This is a genomic window from Streptomyces sp. NPDC055955 (assembly GCF_042270245.1).
In the GTDB taxonomy this organism is placed as follows: Bacteria; Actinomycetota; Actinomycetes; order Streptomycetales; family Streptomycetaceae; genus Streptomyces.
In genome coordinates, this window is record NZ_JBHJYS010000001.1 from 589758 (window position 1) to 605392 (window position 15635).

10 protein-coding genes are annotated in these 15635 nt (G+C 72.6%); 6 read left to right on the top strand and 4 right to left on the bottom strand.

Features of this window, described 5'->3' with window-relative positions; genetic code table 11:
- Nucleotides 1-24: 24 nt before the first annotated feature.
- Both ACFC96_RS02480 and ACFC96_RS02485 read right to left on the bottom strand, forming a co-directional pair.
- On the bottom strand, nucleotides 25-1695 hold the full coding sequence (locus ACFC96_RS02480; RefSeq protein WP_376609717.1) for a protein phosphatase 2C domain-containing protein: 1671 nt from the start codon (nucleotides 1693-1695) through the stop codon (nucleotides 25-27).
- A 153-nt stretch (nucleotides 1696-1848) separates the two neighbouring features.
- Nucleotides 1849-5595: a S8 family serine peptidase gene (locus ACFC96_RS02485; RefSeq protein ID WP_376609719.1), complete on the bottom strand. Its 3747-nt coding sequence runs from the start codon at nucleotides 5593-5595 to the stop codon at nucleotides 1849-1851.
- A 198-nt stretch (nucleotides 5596-5793) separates the two neighbouring features.
- On the opposite strand from ACFC96_RS02485, the gene ACFC96_RS02490 reads away from it, so the two are divergent.
- The 6 genes from ACFC96_RS02490 (at nucleotide 5794) to ACFC96_RS02515 (ending at nucleotide 13618) form a co-directional block, all read left to right on the top strand.
- A complete protein-coding gene (locus ACFC96_RS02490; protein ID WP_376609720.1) occupies nucleotides 5794-6819 on the top strand; it encodes a winged helix-turn-helix transcriptional regulator in 1026 nt (341 codons plus the stop codon).
- 85 nt (nucleotides 6820-6904) lie between these two features.
- Nucleotides 6905-7387 (top strand): DUF456 domain-containing protein, encoded by a 483-nt coding sequence (locus ACFC96_RS02495; protein WP_376609722.1) that lies wholly within the window; start codon nucleotides 6905-6907, stop codon nucleotides 7385-7387.
- A 153-nt stretch (nucleotides 7388-7540) separates the two neighbouring features.
- A complete protein-coding gene (locus tag ACFC96_RS02500) occupies nucleotides 7541-9874 on the top strand; it encodes a Tat pathway signal sequence domain protein (RefSeq protein WP_376609724.1) in 2334 nt (777 codons plus the stop codon).
- Between the two features lie 173 nt (nucleotides 9875-10047).
- Nucleotides 10048-11745 (top strand): MFS transporter, encoded by a 1698-nt coding sequence (locus ACFC96_RS02505; RefSeq protein ID WP_376609726.1) that lies wholly within the window; start codon nucleotides 10048-10050, stop codon nucleotides 11743-11745.
- Complete coding sequence (locus tag ACFC96_RS02510; RefSeq protein WP_376609728.1) at nucleotides 11742-13172, top strand: amidase; 1431 nt, start codon at nucleotides 11742-11744, stop codon at nucleotides 13170-13172. The genes ACFC96_RS02505 and ACFC96_RS02510 overlap by 4 nt, the downstream gene beginning before the upstream one ends.
- Nucleotides 13173-13249: 77 nt before the next feature.
- Nucleotides 13250-13618 carry a PPOX class F420-dependent oxidoreductase gene (locus ACFC96_RS02515; RefSeq protein WP_376251207.1) on the top strand — a complete coding sequence of 123 codons (369 nt, stop codon included), beginning with the start codon at nucleotides 13250-13252 and terminating at the stop codon, nucleotides 13616-13618.
- Between the two features lie 24 nt (nucleotides 13619-13642).
- Here ACFC96_RS02515 and ACFC96_RS02520 read toward each other — a convergent pair whose 3' ends face one another.
- Entirely contained in the window at nucleotides 13643-14125 is a 483-nt protein-coding gene (locus ACFC96_RS02520) for a methylated-DNA--[protein]-cysteine S-methyltransferase (RefSeq protein ID WP_376251206.1), read from the bottom strand.
- Entirely contained in the window at nucleotides 14122-15522 is a 1401-nt protein-coding gene (locus ACFC96_RS02525; RefSeq protein WP_376609914.1) for a DNA-3-methyladenine glycosylase 2 family protein, read from the bottom strand. The genes ACFC96_RS02520 and ACFC96_RS02525 overlap by 4 nt, the downstream gene beginning before the upstream one ends.
- Nucleotides 15523-15635: the final 113 nt, after the last annotated feature.

Genomic DNA, 15635 nt, shown 5'->3' on the forward strand with positions numbered 1-15635 from the left:
CCCATGAATCCACAGCAGGCGCCGTTACGCCTCCCAAACGGCGGCGGCGGTGCGGTCGTCCGCGTACCCCTTGACCCGTACCTGCGTGTCCGCGAGGAACGCGGTGAGGCCGGGCGGGCCGCTCCCGTCCCAGCGGCGCGTGAGGTGCCCCGACAGCTCCGGTTCGCCGCGCAGGGGCTCGGCGAGGCCCGCCGTGCACAGCAGGAGCGTGTCCCCCGGACGGGCGACGGAGGCCCGGAAGCGGAACGGGTCGCGAGGCTGCTCGGGAGCCGGCTCGTACGGGCTCGGGGGCGTGGTGATCCCGAGGTCCATGGTCAGGCGGTCGCCGTCGGGGGTCTCCGGCGACGGCGAACCGTAGCCGACGACGGGGGCGCCCGACACCTCGGAGACCTGCGGCTCGATGTCCTGCCACTCACCGTCGCGCAGCCGGAACAGGCCGCCCCCGCCGACGCCGAAGAACACCCGGGTGCGGCAGCCGGGGTCGGCGGGGAGCAGGAGGCAGCGCAGGCTCGCCGTGTACTCCTCCGGTTCGAGGCCCTGCTCGGCGGCGCTCGCCCTGAGTCTGCCGAGGCTGCGGTCGGTCAGGCGGTGCAGGCCCGACTTGAGGTCGCCCCGGTGGGCGGCGCGGATGTCCTCGGCGAGCCTCGCGTGACTGCGGCCGACGGCGCGGCCGATCCACTCGCAGGCCTCGGCCGCCGCGCGGTGCGCTCCGGGTGCCGCGCGGGCGCCGGTGGCCATGGCGACCAGGACGAGGGCGCCGGGGCCCGTGCCGAACCGGGCGGTGAGCAGGCAGTCGCGGCGGGGCTCACCCCGGTAGCGCGCGGAGTCGCCGCGCACCGACACCGCGCGCAGGGTGGAACTCCCGTACCTGGCGCCGTCCAGGACGGTGTCGGCGACCAGGTCGTCGAGGGTGTCGGGGTCGGCGGGCGGAAGCGCGGTGGGTTCGGCGTCGTAGGTGGGAGGGCCGTCACCCACGTAGGGGATGAACAGGGGTTCGAGGCGGGCCTCTGGCTCTTCGGCGACGACCTCGTCCTGGCCGCGGCCGGGGCCGGCGTCGGGGACCGCGCCGGGGGCGTGCGCGTCTGCGTCGGGCGCGCGGAGCTCCGGCGCGGCGGCGGGAGGGGGCGGTGGTGGCCGGTGGCCGGGCGGTGGTGGCCCGGGCGGAAAACTCCGGGGGCGCCCCGGAGCGTGCGCCGGAGGTTCCCACGGGGCCCGCGGGACACCCGGATCCGGCGGCGGCTCCACGGGCCGGGCGGGCGCCGGCGTCGATGGCGGTGGCGGTGGCGGTGGCGGTGGCGGTGGCGGTGGCGGTGGCGGTGGCGGTGGCGGCACCATCCGCTGCTCCGGGACCGGTGCCCGCTCGGCGACCTGCTCCGGAACCGGCGCCCGCTCCGTGCCCTGCCCCGGGACCGGCACCTGGCCGGCGACCTGCTCCGGGACCGGCGCCTGGCCGGCGATCTGCTCCGGGACCGGCGCCCGCTCCGTGCCCTGCTCCGGGACCGGCACCTGCTCATCGCCGCGTTCAGGCCCCGTCCCCGCCGCCGACACCGTCCCCGATGCCGAGGCGAAGCGGTCGTCGAGGGTGTCCGGGGCCGGGGTCGGACCCGTGTCGTCGGTGGAGTCGTCGTACAACTGCCCCCACCAGTCGTCGCCTTGACCGTGTCGGCCGGAGTTCCTCTCCCCCTGCTGGCTCATGCCCTTATTGTCCACCGCGCGGGCCGTACGAAAACGGGACACTCGAAAACGACCAGAAATGGCCCGGAACGACCTGGCTTGAAACGAAAAAGGCCCGCCGGACGACCCCACCCCCCACGGGAAGGACGCCCGGCGGACCGGCTCGTTCGGTGATCAGCGCACGTCGTAGGCGCGCGTCACCGTCTGTTCGACCGAGTTGCCGTTAGAATCGGTCAGTTGGGCCTTCAGGGTGACCTGCTTGCCGGAGGCGCCCGCGTGGTTCACGGTCGCGCTCCACTTGCCGTCGGTCTGCGCGGTCGGCGCCTCGGTCCAGGTGGTGCCGCCGTCGTAGGAGTACGACAGCTTGACCGAGGTGAGCTTGCCGGGTGTGTAGCCGGCGTGTCCGGTCGCGGTGAGGGTGATCCGCTGGCCGTCCGCGGCAGGGAGCGTCTTGAGGTCGTCCTGCGGCAGGGCGTAGTGCGGGAAGAGCAGCGGGATGCCCTGCGAGTAGACGTCCTCCTCCAGGTGCGAGCGGAACGACCAGGTCGTCTGCGTCTCCGGGGAGCGGTTCCAGGCGCCGAAGCTCTGCTTGAAGGTGTGCAGCGACAGGTCGTACGAGGCGTCGTCGGCCGGGACGTCGAACACACCGAACGGGTAGGGGCTGTGGCTGACGAGCTCACCGTCGCGCTTCAGGTCCATGGATCCGAAGTCACCGAAGCTTCCCTGGACGCCCTGGTGCTCGCTGTCGCCCCAGAAGCCGGGCGCGACGCCGATCAGGTTGCCCTGGCGTTCGGCTGCGAGGGCCGGCTTGCCCGCCTCGTCGAGGGGTGTGGTGGGCGCGAGCACTCCGCCGTACCACTCCTCGGTGCGGTGCTCACCCTTCTGGTAGGTGCGCACCGGATCGATCATGAACTCGCCCCAGGGGAAGCTGCTGGAGACCTGGTGGCCGAAGCCGGTGGTACCGGGCGAGTAGAGCTCGGTGCGCCGTGAGGGCGCCGCGACCGTCTCGAAGTCGCCGAAGTAGGCCGACAGTCCGCTGGGGCGCGTGACATTGGGGATGTCCAGGTAGTCGGTGGGGGTGCCCATCGCGCGGTACGTCGCCTTGTTCTCGGCGAGGTCACGGTCGCGGACGGTGTAGGTGCGCGCGCTCTGTACCGGGCCGGTCTCGGGGAAGGCCAGGTTGTACATGTACGGGCTCTTCGCCGTGGCCTTCCAGTGAAGGGTCACCTCGCCGCCCGCGATGCGGGCCAGCAGGTCGGCGGCCTCGTCGGACGGGATACCGATGACGGCCAGAGGGCCGCCGATGAAGCCGACGGACGGGTAGAAGCGGCCCGGGACCGAGCGGTACGCGAGGACGGCGGTGGCTCCGGCGTCCTTGGCCGCCTTGGACACGGCCGCGGCCGCGCCGCTGTCGGCGAGCTCGACCAGGGCGATCTTGCCCTTGACCCCGGCCGCTGCGAGCTCGGCCGCCGTACCGGACTTGGCGTCGACGACCTGTGCCTTGCCGGTGCCGTCGAGGTTCGCGGAGTTGGTCGCCCCGGCCACCGCGTGCAGCGCGGGGCCGCCCACGACGCCGAACTCGGCGAGCTGCGGGGCCGCCGCCCGCCAGAAGCTGTCGAACTCGAAGGTGCCGTCGGTGGCCCGGCCCTCCACGTCGGCGTAGTAGCCGGCGATCGTGCGGCCGCCCGCCGCGGTGCCCGCGTGCAGCCAGGTGTCGTCCCAGCTGCGCGCGAACCCGAGGGTGGCGCCGCGTGTCTCGGAGGCCCGGTCGGTCTTCACCGTGAGCCGGCCGGCCTGGCGCGCGTCCAGGACGACGGTGGTGTCCTTCTTGACCTCGACCTGCGGACGGGCCAGGTAGGAAAGGGAGTTGATGAGGGTGCCCTCGGTGTCGGGCGTGGTGACGAAGCTGGACAGGAAGTAGCGGCCCGGGCGCACCTGGTACGTCTGGTCGGCCGCGCCCTCGTTGAAGCGGCGCTCGCCGCTGGCGTCGTCGGTGCCGATCAGGTCGACGGACGACTGCCCGGCGGCGGGCGCGCCCGAGCGGTCGACGAGCTTGACGCGGAGCGTGACCGTCTCGGGCTGCACGTACAGCGAGAAGGGCGTGGAGACGCCGACGCCGTCGGCGGTGGCGAGCACGCGGCCGGTGACGTCGCCGTACTGGGCGGCCTTGAGCGAGGCGGTGGGGTCGATCTTCAGGGGGACCTTGACGGTCGCCCCCGCCGGGACGGTGACCGTGCGCTCGCCGAGCCTGGCGACCGAGGAGCGGACGGCGGAGCCGTCGTTGCCGGTGACACCCTTGACGTCCAGGTTCAACCGCACCTGCTTGTCGGTGGTGTTGGTGTAGGGCACGTCGACGGTGGTGCGGTCGCTCGCGTCCTGCGGCCAGTTGAAGCTGCCGCCCTGGACGGCGCTCGCGCCGAGGACCTTCTCGTCGATCGCGGCCTTCACGTCGAGGCGCCCGCCGCCGGTCTCGCGCACGTCGCCGGGGATGGCCGCGTCCGCGGAGGACACGAGGGCCGACTTGATCTGCTGCGCGTTCCAGTCGGGGTGGCGTTCCTTGACGATGGCGGCGGCGCCCGCGACGTGCGGGGTCGCCATCGACGTACCGCTCATCGACTGGTACGCGTAGATGCCACGGCCGCCCGCGGCGGCGGCCGAGATGGCGACGCCGGGCGCCGTGATCTCGGGCTTGAGGGTGTGCGAGCCGTAGGCGGGGCCGCGGCTGGAGAAGTTCGCGGTGGAGTCGTCGCTGTCGACGGCGCCGACGGTCAGGACGCTCGGGGCGCAGCCGGGTGAGGAGACCGTGTTGTTCGCCGGGCCGGTGTTGCCCGCCGCGATGACGAAGAGGGTGTTCTTCGCGGACTGCGCGAGTTCTTCGGTGGCGGTGGCCATCGGGTCGGTGCAGTCGGTCTGCGCGGGGTTGCCGAGGCTCATGGAGACGACGTCGGCGCCCTGGTCGACGGCCCACTGCATACCGGCGATGATCCACGAAGTGGCGCCGGAGCCCGAGTCGTTGAGGACCTTGCCGTTGAGGAGCGTGGTGCCGGGGGCGACGCCGCGCTGCTTGCCGTCGCTCGCCGCGCCGGTGCCGCCGACGGTGGACGTGGTGTGGGTGCCGTGGCCCTGGTGGTCGCCCGTGTCCGCGGAGTCGGTGAAGTTCTTCGACTCGGCGACGCGCCCCTTGAGGTCGGGGTGGTCGGTGTCGACACCGGTGTCGAGGACGGCGACCTTGGTGCCCTTGCCGTCGTAGCCCGCCGCCCACGCCTCGGGGGCGTGCACCTGCTTCGTCGACTGGTCGAGGCTGGCCCGCACCTTCTGGTCGAGCCACAGCTTCTTGAGGGAGCCGGCGGCCCGGGAGCGCTTGTCGGTGACGTCGGCCCAGAAGTCGGCCGCCTTCTTCTTGTCGGCCTTCAGCGCCACGCCGTCGACGGGGTCGAGCACGAGGCCGCGCTCGGCGCCGCGCGGGGCGGCGGGCGCGCTGCGGGCGACGTCGACGGACTTGTCGTAGACCGCGATGAGCGGCAGCGACTTGCTGTGCGCGTCGTCGTAGCCCTGGCGGACGAGGCCCGTGACGTTGAAGAGCTCCTCGTCGACGCGGCCGTCGGCGATCGCCTTGACGGCGCCCGCGGGGTAGACGTAGAGGTCCTGGCCCGACGTCCGTGTCTGCACGAGCGGGGCGGTGCCGTCCTCGCCGGGGAGCGCGGTCGCCGCGCTGTGGCCCGAGCCGTCCTTGGTCACCAGGATCCGGTCGCCCGTGACGAGCGTGACGACGGAGCCCGACGCCTCCTTCGCGGCCGCCTCGCTGCCGACGAGCGGTCTCTTGGCGTCCTGCCGTGGTGCGGCCACGGTAGGCAGGGCCGCGGTGACGGCCAGGACGACGGCGGTCGCCGCCACCGAGGCCGTACGCGATATCGCGCGCATCGCTCTCCCTCTCCCCAGGTGAAAGCGCAGGTGAATACGGCGCAAAGGCCCTATTCCCGGCGGATGTTGGTGCTGCGGTGGCGCCACATTGGCAGAGAGAGCGGTGGTGCGGGGAAGATGGGGCGCGGCGGGTTTGCGCCGTGGCCGTTTCCCGCCACGGTGCCGCCGGAACCGAGGCTCGGGGAGGGGCATCGCCGCATGCTGGGTGCGATAGGTCTGGACGAGATGCACGAGAGCGCCTACCGCGCGCTCGTGTCACTGGGCGCGGCCGACGTGCCCGATCTCGCGGGGCGGCTCGCCCTCGCCGAGTACGAGACCGAGCACGCGCTGCGCAGGCTGGAGCGGCACGGGCTCGCGGCCCAGTCGTCCGCGCGGCCGGGGCGCTGGGTCGCGGCTCCTCCGGGCGTCGCGCTCGGCGCGCTCCTGACGCAGCAGCGGCACGAGTTGGAGAAGGCGGAGCTGGCGGCGGCGCTGCTCGCGGAGGAGTACCGGGCGCAGGCCGCCGAGCCCGCCGTGCACGATCTGGTCGAGGTGGTCACGGGCGCCGCGGCCGTCGCACAGCGGTTCCTCCAGCTTCAGCTGGGCGCGACGGACGAGGTGTGCGCGCTGGTCACCGGCAATCCGATCGCCGTCTCGGGGATGGACAACGAGGCGGAGGAGCAGGCCACCAGCCGGGGCGTCGCGTACCGGGTCGTGGTGGAGCGCGAGGTGCTCTCGATGCCGACGGGGCTGACGGAGCTGTCGGCCGCGATCGGGCGGGACGAGCAGGTACGGGTCGTGGACCGGGTGCCGACGAAGCTGGTGATCGCCGACGGGGCGCTCGCGATGGTGCCGCTGACCTCGCGCGCGGCGGAGCCGGCGGCGCTCGTCGTCCACGCGAGCGGGCTCCTGGAGTCGCTGTCCGGCCTGTTCGAGGCGGTCTGGCGGGACGCTCTGCCGCTGCGGCTCGGCGAGAGCAGCCGCGCCATCACCGAGCAGGAGCCGGACGGCCCGGACGGCACGGACCTGGAGATCCTCTCCCTTCTGCTGGCCGGGCTCACGGACGCGAGCGTCGCCAAGCAGCTCGACCTGGGGCTTCGCACGGTCCAGCGCAGGGTGAAGCGCCTGATGGAACTGGCCGGGGTGACGACGCGGCTCCAGCTGGGCTGGCATGCGTACGAGCGGGGCTGGGTGGCTCGGGACGCGCCGGCGGAGCCGCGCGGGGAGCACGTCACGGAGGGTTGAGTTCCGCGGCCGGAAGCCGTCGGCGGTGGCGGAGAGTGAAGCTCAGCGATCTGCGGGTTCCGTCGTTGTCCGGCACTCTTGGCAGATGGGCGCCTGGGAACTCCTGCTGGTGGGAGTGGTGATGCTGCTCGGCCTGTGCGGGGTGCTCGTACCCGGGGTGCCCGGGTCGTGGCTCGTGTGGGCCGCGGTCCTCGTGTGGTCGCTCCAGAACCCGAACGGGCTGGCCTGGGGTGTTCTGGTCGGCGCCACCGCCGTCCTGCTCGCCGCCCAGGTGCTGCGCTGGCAGCTTCCGCCACGCCGGCTGCGGGAGAGCGGGGCCACGCGCCGCACCGCGACATGGGCGGGAGTCGGAGCCCTCATCGGCTTCTGCGTGATCCCGGTGATCGGATCGATCCCCGGGTTCATCGGAGGTATCTACCTCTGCGAGCGCCTGCGCCTCGGCCGGCACGGTGACGCCGTCGCCTCCACACGGACCGCGATGCGCGCCGGCGGCTCCAGCGTCCTGGCCGAACTCTTCGCCTGCCTGCTCATCGTGGGCGCCTGGATCGGGGCCGTGATCTGGGGTTAGGCGTTCTTGTTCATGTATGCGTACAGCATCCACGTAGCGCGAGTCACATCGGATCTCTCCCGGCATATTGACGGACTCTCGTCACATCTCTAGCTTGCCGCAGGGGATAGCTCCGATGAATCGACGTCTGCTTCGACACGTGGAGGCCGCGCCATGCCAAGACCGTCCAGAAGGACCGTGCTCGCCACCGGATCCACCCTCGCCGGGGCCGCGCTGACGGGCGGGCTGCCGTCGCAGGCCACCGCCGCGACCGCCGCCCCCGGCGCGACCCCCGCCACAGCGGCGAGCGCCCCCTCCGAGGACGCCTGGCGCACCGTCCTCGACGACGCCGACCTCGTCTGGCAGAAGATGCCGAAGACCTGGTACGAGGGCCCGTACCTGGGCAACGGCCTGCTCGGCTCCGGGATCTACCAGGAGCCCGGGAAGAACGCGATCCGCTTCAACGTCCAGCACTCCGAGGTCCAGGACCACCGCCCGGAGTTCGGTTCGCTGTTCGGTCTGGCGCGGCTGCCCATCGGCTACTTCACGCTCGAACCCGTCGGCGCCGTCACCGGCCTCGACTGGCGCCTGCGCCTTCGTGACGCGGAGCTGACCGGCACCCTCACCACCGACAAGGGCACACTCACGATCCGCGCCCAGGTCACCAACGCGCTCTCCGTCCTCACCGTCGAGGTCACCCCGTCCGAGGGCGAGCGCGGCTTCGCATGGGTCTTCCACCCCGCGCAGTCCATCAGCCCGCGCGCCGCGTTCCAGCCGATCCCGGCCGGCTACGAGGGCAATCCGCCCGCCGAGTCCGGTGAGTACGACGGTGTCTCCACCTCCGTCCAGCCGCTCCTGTCCGGCGGCCAGTACGTCACCGCCTGGCGCGAGCGCACCCGCGGCGAGCGGCGGACGCTGTACGTGAACGTGGCGCACTCCTTCCCGAAGTCCACCGCCCGCGACCGGGCCGTCTCGACGGTGCGCGCCGCCGCCCGGCTCCCCTACGACGCCCTCGCCGTGACCCACCGCGCCTGGTGGCGCGCGTACTACCGCAAGAGCTTCCTGTCCGTCCCCGACGCCCGGATCCAGCGCTTCTACTGGATCCAGCTCTACAAGACGGCGTCCGCCGCCCGCCGGGACGCGCCCGTGATGGCGACCAGCGGCCCCTGGCTGGAGCCGACCCCGTGGCCCGCGACCTGGTGGAACCTCAACGTGCAACTGGAGTACTGGCTGATCCACGGCTCGAACCACCTCGAACTCGACGCCGTCACACGGGCGCTGGGAGAGTTCCGGGACAACCTCAGCGCCGAGATGGCCGCCCCGTACCGAGCCGACTCGCTCGGCATCCCGCGCACCACGGACATGCACCTCGTGAACGGCGGCGCGACGAGCAACGCACAGGGGTACGGCGTCGGCATCCCCGGACAGGACCCTCCGACCCCCGAGGTCGGCAACCTCACCTGGGCGCTCCACAACGTGTGGCTCAGCTACCGCCACACCATGGACGAGAAGATCCTGCGCGACGTGCTCTTCCCCCTGCTGCGCAAGGCGATCAGCTACTACCTGCACTTCCTGGAGCCGGGGGCCGACGGCAAGCTGCACCTGCCCGCGACGTTCTCGCCCGAGTACGGCGGAAACACCCGCGACTGCAACTACGACCTGATGCTCCTGACGTGGGGCTGCCGGACCCTCCTGGATGCGGCCGAACTCCTCCGCATCGACGACGAGTTGGCTCCCCGCTGGCGCGAGGTGCTCGCCCGGCGCGTGGCCTACCCGACGGACACGAACGGCTTCATGATCGGCGCGGACATCCCCTTCGCGAAGTCCCACCGCCACTACTCGCACATGCTCGCGGTGTACCCGCTGTACGAGCTGACCGGCCGCACTCCCGACGAACTCGCCCTGATCGAGAAGTCACTGGCCCACTGGGTCGGCTTCGAAGGGGCCCTCCAGGGCTATACGTTCACGGGCGCGGCCTCGATGTCGGCGCTGCTCGGCAAGGGCGAGGACGCGCTCAAGTACCTGGGCCAGCTGATGTCCCGCTTCATCCAGGCGAACACCATGTACAAGGAGTCGGGCCCCGTCATCGAGACGCCTCTGTCGGCCGCCCAGTCCTTGCACGACATGGTGTGCCAGTCCTGGGGCGGCGTGATCCGCGTCTTCCCGGCCCTGCCCGCCGCCTGGCAGGACCTCACCGTCCACAACTTCCGTACGCAGGGCGCCTTTCTGCTGACCGCGGTGCGCGAGGGGGGCACGACGCGCTGGGTGCGGCTGGTGAGCGAGGCGGGCGCGCCGTGCGTGGTACGGCACGGGATCGCCGGCGCGGTCGACGTACGCGACGGGCGGGGCAGGCCGCTTCGCCACGAGGACGCGGGCGACGGGGCGATCCGGATCACCCTGGGCAAGGGCGACACGGCGCTCGTCACGGCGCGGGGCGACCGCCCCGACCTGAGCGTCGGGCCGGTCACGGCGAACGCGCCGGCCGCGCGCTGGGGACTGCCCGCCTGACGCGAACCCACGGCCGGTGTCCCGGTCCTGCCCGGCTCCGGGCAGGACCGGGACACGCGCTCCCGCCACAACGGGAGCACAAATCCTTGTCCTACCCCTAGGAGATACCGACTGGACGGTATTAACCTCCCCGACCATGCACGCGCTGGCGTGTGTCTCGACAGCAGGGAGGCATGATGTCGGTTTCGTCACCGGCGGACACGGCGCGGCCCACCAGCCGGCCGTTCCCGTCGGCACTGAACGGCCTCGGCGGCAGACGGCTCGACCACTACCCCGAGAGCGGCCCCCGGTACTGGTACCTGGCGATCGTCGTGCTCGCCACGATCGTTCTCTACTACCAGCTGTACATCCAGTACGCGGTGTCGACGGCCATCATCAGCCACTACCACATGACGTTCCTGTACTTCGTGTACATATCGGTCGCCGCCAACGCGGTGGGCGCCTTCTCGTCCCTGGTGGCCGGTCTCGCCGACCGCTGGGGCCGGGCGAACATCGTGGTCTACGGCCTGCTCCTGGTCGGCCTGCTCACCACGTTCGCCCTGCCCAACGCCCCGGGCAAGGTGAGCTATCTGGTCGTCTACTCGGCCGTGTCACTCGTCGAGGGCATGATCCTGGTCGCCACCCCGGCGCTCATCAGGGACTTCTCGCCACAGCTCGGCCGGGCCTCGGCGATGGGCTACTGGACGATGGGGCCGATCATCGGCAGCCTCGTGGTCACCGCCGTCACCTCCCGCACCTTCAGCGGGGCCACCACCTGGCAGGACGAGATCCGCTACGCGGGCATCAGCGGCCTCGTCGTGTTCGTCGTCGCGCTGTTCGGACTGCGCGAGCTCGCCCCGGCGCTGCGCGACCAGATCATGGTGAGTCTGCGCGACCGTGCGCTGATCGAGGCGCGGGCCAAGGGGATGGACACCGAGGCGGCGCTGGGCGGTCAGTGGCGCCAGATGCTCCGCCTCGACGTCATCGGCTCCGCCGTCGCCATCAGCGTCTACCTCCTGCTGTACTTCGCCGCCGTCGGCAACTTCGTGCTCTACTTCGCCACCACCTTCGGGTACTCCCCCCAGCGCGCCAACGCCCTGCTGAACTGGTACTGGGGAGCGAACGCGATCTCCCTCGTCCTGGCCGGCCTCTTCTCCGACCGCCTGCGCGTGCGCAAGCCCTTCATGCTGCTCGGCGCGCTCGGGTCCATCGGCTTCACGCTGGCGTTCACCCTGCACGCCACCCAACCGCACACCGGCTACTACACGTTCGCCTTCATCGTGGCGGGCATCGGCGTCACCAGCGGTATCGCGTACTCGCCGTGGATGGCGAGCTTCACCGAGACGGTCGAGCGGCACAACCCGGCGGCCACCGCCACCGGTCTCGCCGTGTGGGGCTGGATCGTGCGGATCACCGTCGCCCTGTCCGCCGCCTTCGTGCCGCTCGTGGTGAGCACCGTGACCCCGCTGATCGAGCATGGAGCGGAGGTCAAGGCGGCGTCGGCGCAGGCGGCTCCGGCCCTCGCCGTCACGAAGGCCCACCCGAAGGTCTTCGCCGAACTCGACTCCTACGCACCGGGCAAGGTGCCCGCCTCGCTCCTCGCCCAGGCGCAGAAGGAGGTCGGCGCCGAAGGGCTGAGGACCGTGCAGAAGGCGGCGCCGCAGCTGAAGATCCTGCGGGAGCACGGGCCCGAGGTCCAGCGGGCGAGCGCGGACAACGCGCACGCGTGGCAGACCTGGTGGTGGGTGTGCCTCGGCGGGCAGGTGCTGTTCCTGCCGTTCATCTTCGTGATGACGGGCAGGTGGCGGCCGCGCGACGCCCGCCGCGACGTCGAGGAGCACGAGGAACTCGTGGCCCGGCAGGTCGCCGAACTGAAGGAGGGCGCCGCGTGACCGCCCCCACTCAGCTGCACGCACTCGGAGCGCTCGAACAGGCTGCCGCCGTCCGCAAGGGCGAGGTCGGCCCGGTGGAACTGGTCCGACACCACCTGGACCGGGTGGAGCGCTACGACGAGCGGTTCGGCGCCTTCCTGACGGTGACGGCCGACGCCGCTCTGGCCGGGGCGGTGGCCGCGCAGGAGCGGCGCGCGGACGGGGACCTGCCACCGCTGTTCGGCGTACCGACGGCGGTCAAGGACCTGGTCGACACGGCCGGCGTACGCACGACGTACGGGTCCAAGGCCTTCGCGGACCATGTGCCGGAAGCCGACGCCTACACCGTGACGCGGCTTCGCGACGCAGGCACGATCAGCCTCGGCAAGACCAACACCCCGGAATTCGGCTGCTGCTGCTACACCGACAACGAGGTGACGGGTCCGGCCCGCAACCCGTGGGACCCGGCCCTGTCCGCCGGGGGATCCAGCGGCGGGGCCGCGGTGGCCGTGGCGCTCGGCCTCGTGCCGGTCGCCCACGCCAGCGACGGGGGCGGCTCCATCCGGATCCCGGCGAGCGTCTGCGGCCTGTTCGGCATCAAGCCGTCGCGGGGCCGGGTCAGCTCGGGCCCCGCCGGGATCGAGGTCAACGGCCTCTCCGTACAAGGTCCGTTGGCGCGCGGCGTGCGTGACGCGGCGGCCCTGCTCGACGCGCTGGCGGGCCCCGAGCAGGGCGACCCGCACTGGGCGCCGCCGCTGCCGCCGGGCGAGACGTTCCTCTCCCACGCCGAGCGCTCCCCCGGGCGGTTGCGCATCGGCCGGTACGCGCGGCCCGCCGCCGAAGGCGTGACGGTGGATCCCGAGTGCGTGGCGGCCTGGGAACATGCCTCGCGCCTGCTCGAGGATCTCGGGCACATCGTGGAGGACATCCCGACGCCGTTCGGCCCCGAGATCAGCGGCCACTTCGTGACGGCGTGGGGGGTGCAGTCGCTCGGCCACGCTCTCGACGCCGGTGCGGAGGAGCTGCTGCGGCCGGTGACCCGGGCCTGGCGCGCGTTCGGGCGCGGGGTCAGCGGCGAGCAGCTCGCGGCCGCGATCACCGGGATGCAGCGCGCGGCACGCCACGCCGTACGGGCGACGTCCGGCTACGACGCCGTGCTCACCCCGACCCTGGCGACGCTGCCGCAACCGCTCGAGTTCTTCGACGAGTCCGGCGACCCGCTCGACAACCTGCGCCGTCAGAGCGCGTTCAGCGCGTTCACCAGCCCGTACAACATGACGGGCCAGCCGGCGGTCAACGTCCCCCTGTACTGGACCCCGCAGGGCGGCATCCCGGTGGGCGTGTCCCTGGTGGGCCGCCCCGCCGACGAGGCCACCCTGATCGCCCTGAGCGCGCAGCTGGAGGAGGCGCACCCCTGGCACGACAGGTACGCAACGCTGCTCTCGTAGCCGAAGGAACGCATCGGGCAACAGCCCTGGGGCCGGGGCCCGATGCGTGGCGGGGGCGATCGTGTTTGGCTGAGGCCATGACCGAATTCAGCGAGGCCGAGATCGCGTATCTGAAGTCCCAGCGCCTGGGACGGCTGGCCACCGTCGATCCGAAGGGCCAGCCCCAGGCGAACCCGGTGGGGTTCTTCCCGCAGGACGACGGGACGATCCTGGTCGGCGGATACGCGCTCGGGACAACGAAGAAATGGCGCAACCTCCAGGCGAACCCGAAGGTCGCGCTCGTCGTCGACGACATCCTCAGCCTCGAGCCGTGGAAGGTGCGGGGCGTCGACATCCGGGGCGAGGCCGAGCTCCTCACCGGCCCGCACCACCTGGGCCCGCACTTCAGCGAGGAACTCATCCGCATCCACCCGCGCAAGATCCACAGCTGGGGCCTGGACGAGTAGAAGCGACCAGGAGAAGCGACGGCGCTACAGGACCCCCTCCAGGGACAGCAGCTGCTGCTTGCGCTCCAGGCCGCCCGCGTAGCCGGTGAGGGAGCCGTCCGCGCCGATCACGCGGTGGCAGGGGCGGACGATGAGGAGGGGGTTGGCCCCGATCGCGCCGCCGATGGCGCGGACCGCGGCGCGTGACGCGCCGATGCTCGCGGCGACGGCGCCGTACGTGGTCGTCGCGCCGTACGGCACGGCGTCCAGCGCCGCCCACACCTTCTCGCGGAACTCGGTGCCCTCGGTGCTGAACTCCAGGTGGAATTCCTTGAGTTCACCGGCGAAGTACGCGGTGAGCTGCCTTTCGGCGTCGACGAACCGCTCAGGGGCGCGCCGCCACCCGGGCTGCACCGTGCGCCCGCCCTTCTGCCCGGGTACGGACAGTGAGGTGAGGGCGCCCGACTCGTCGCCGGTGAGCAGGAGTTCACCGACGGGGCTGTCGAGCACGGTGTAGTAGACGGTCATGACTGCTGCTCCAACTGTCGCTGTGTCCAGAGGTGTTGCTGTGCGTACGTGCGCCAGGGGCGCCAGGTGTCCGGTACGCGTTCCTGCCCCGGCCCGTCGGGCAGGGCCACGTCCGGGTCGGCCAGCGACCGCATGCGGACGAGGGCGGCGGTACGGGCGTCGACGCCGGGCAGGGCGCGCAGGGCGGCCTCGGCGTCGTCGCGGTCGGCGCCCGGATCGAGGCGCAGGGCGCCGGCGGCGAGGGCCGTGGCGAGCGCCCCGACGGGGCCCGGCTCCCCGGCGAGGTCGTCGGGTGAGGGGAAGACATGGGTGAGGGTGCCGCAGGGCGCGTCGACGGCCTTCGCGTACCGCTCGACGAGCCGCGCCGACCGTGCCCGCCCGGCGAGGAGCCGCACGGCCAGCTCGTCGGGGTCGGCCGCGCCCGGCGCGCGCAGGCCGGGCCGCGCGGCAACGAGCGGTGCGAGGCGCGGGTCGGCGCCGAGGCGCTCGTCGATCGCGTACGGGTCGCTGTCCAGGTCGAACAGGCGCCGCAGGCGTCCCACGGCCGTCGTCAGGTCGCGCAGGTCGGTGAGGTGGATGCGGGCGTCCAGCCAGCCGCCGTGGTGCGCGGCGCGGCTCGCGGGCGTCGACCTGGTCCGCTCGTCGACGGAGACGACGCCCGTGCCGTACGGCAGGCGCAGGGTGCGCCGGTAGACGCGGGCGCCCGGCGTGCCGGTCATCTCCTCGACGCCGTCGAGGGCCTCGCGGGCGAGGGTGTCGAAGAGGGGGCGGGCCTGGTAGGGGCCGCGGTGGGCGAGGCGCAGGGGGATACCGGCCGCGGTGGCGGTGGCACGGGTGGCGGGGGCCTCGGCGCGCAGCTCCGTGGGCGTACGGGCGTAGACCGCGCGGATCGTGTCGTTGAACTGGCGCACGCTCGCGAAGCCCGCGGCGAACGCGATCTCCGTGATCGGCAGGCCGGTCGTCTGGAGCAGGACGCGCGCGGTGTGGGCGCGCTGGGCACGGGCCAGGGCGACGGGTCCGGCGCCCAGCTCGGTGGTGAGCTGGCGCTGCACCTGGCGGGCGCTGTACCCGAGGCGCACCGCGAGTCCCGCGACGCCCTCGCGGTCGACGACGCCGTCGCCGATCATGCGCATGGCGCGGCCCACCACGTCGGCGCGTACGTTCCAGTCGGCCGACCCCGGCACGGCGTCGGGGCGGCAGCGCCGGCAGGCACGGAAACCGGAGCCCTGCGCCGCCGCGGCGGTGGCGTAGTAGCGGACGTTCTTCCGCTTGGGGGTGACCGCGGGGCAGCTGGGGCGGCAGTAGATGCCGGTCGTCTCGACGGCGAAGAAGAACTCGCCGTCGAAGCGCGCGTCGCGGCTGCGCACCGCTTCGTACCGCGTGTCCTCATCGATCATCACGCCCTCCAGTGTGCGCCTGCGCGCCGCCGGGGGCTGGCGGAATTCGGACAGGGCGCTGGGGCGCGGGGATGCCGCGGCCTCCGCCGTCCCGTACGGGACGGCGGAGGCCG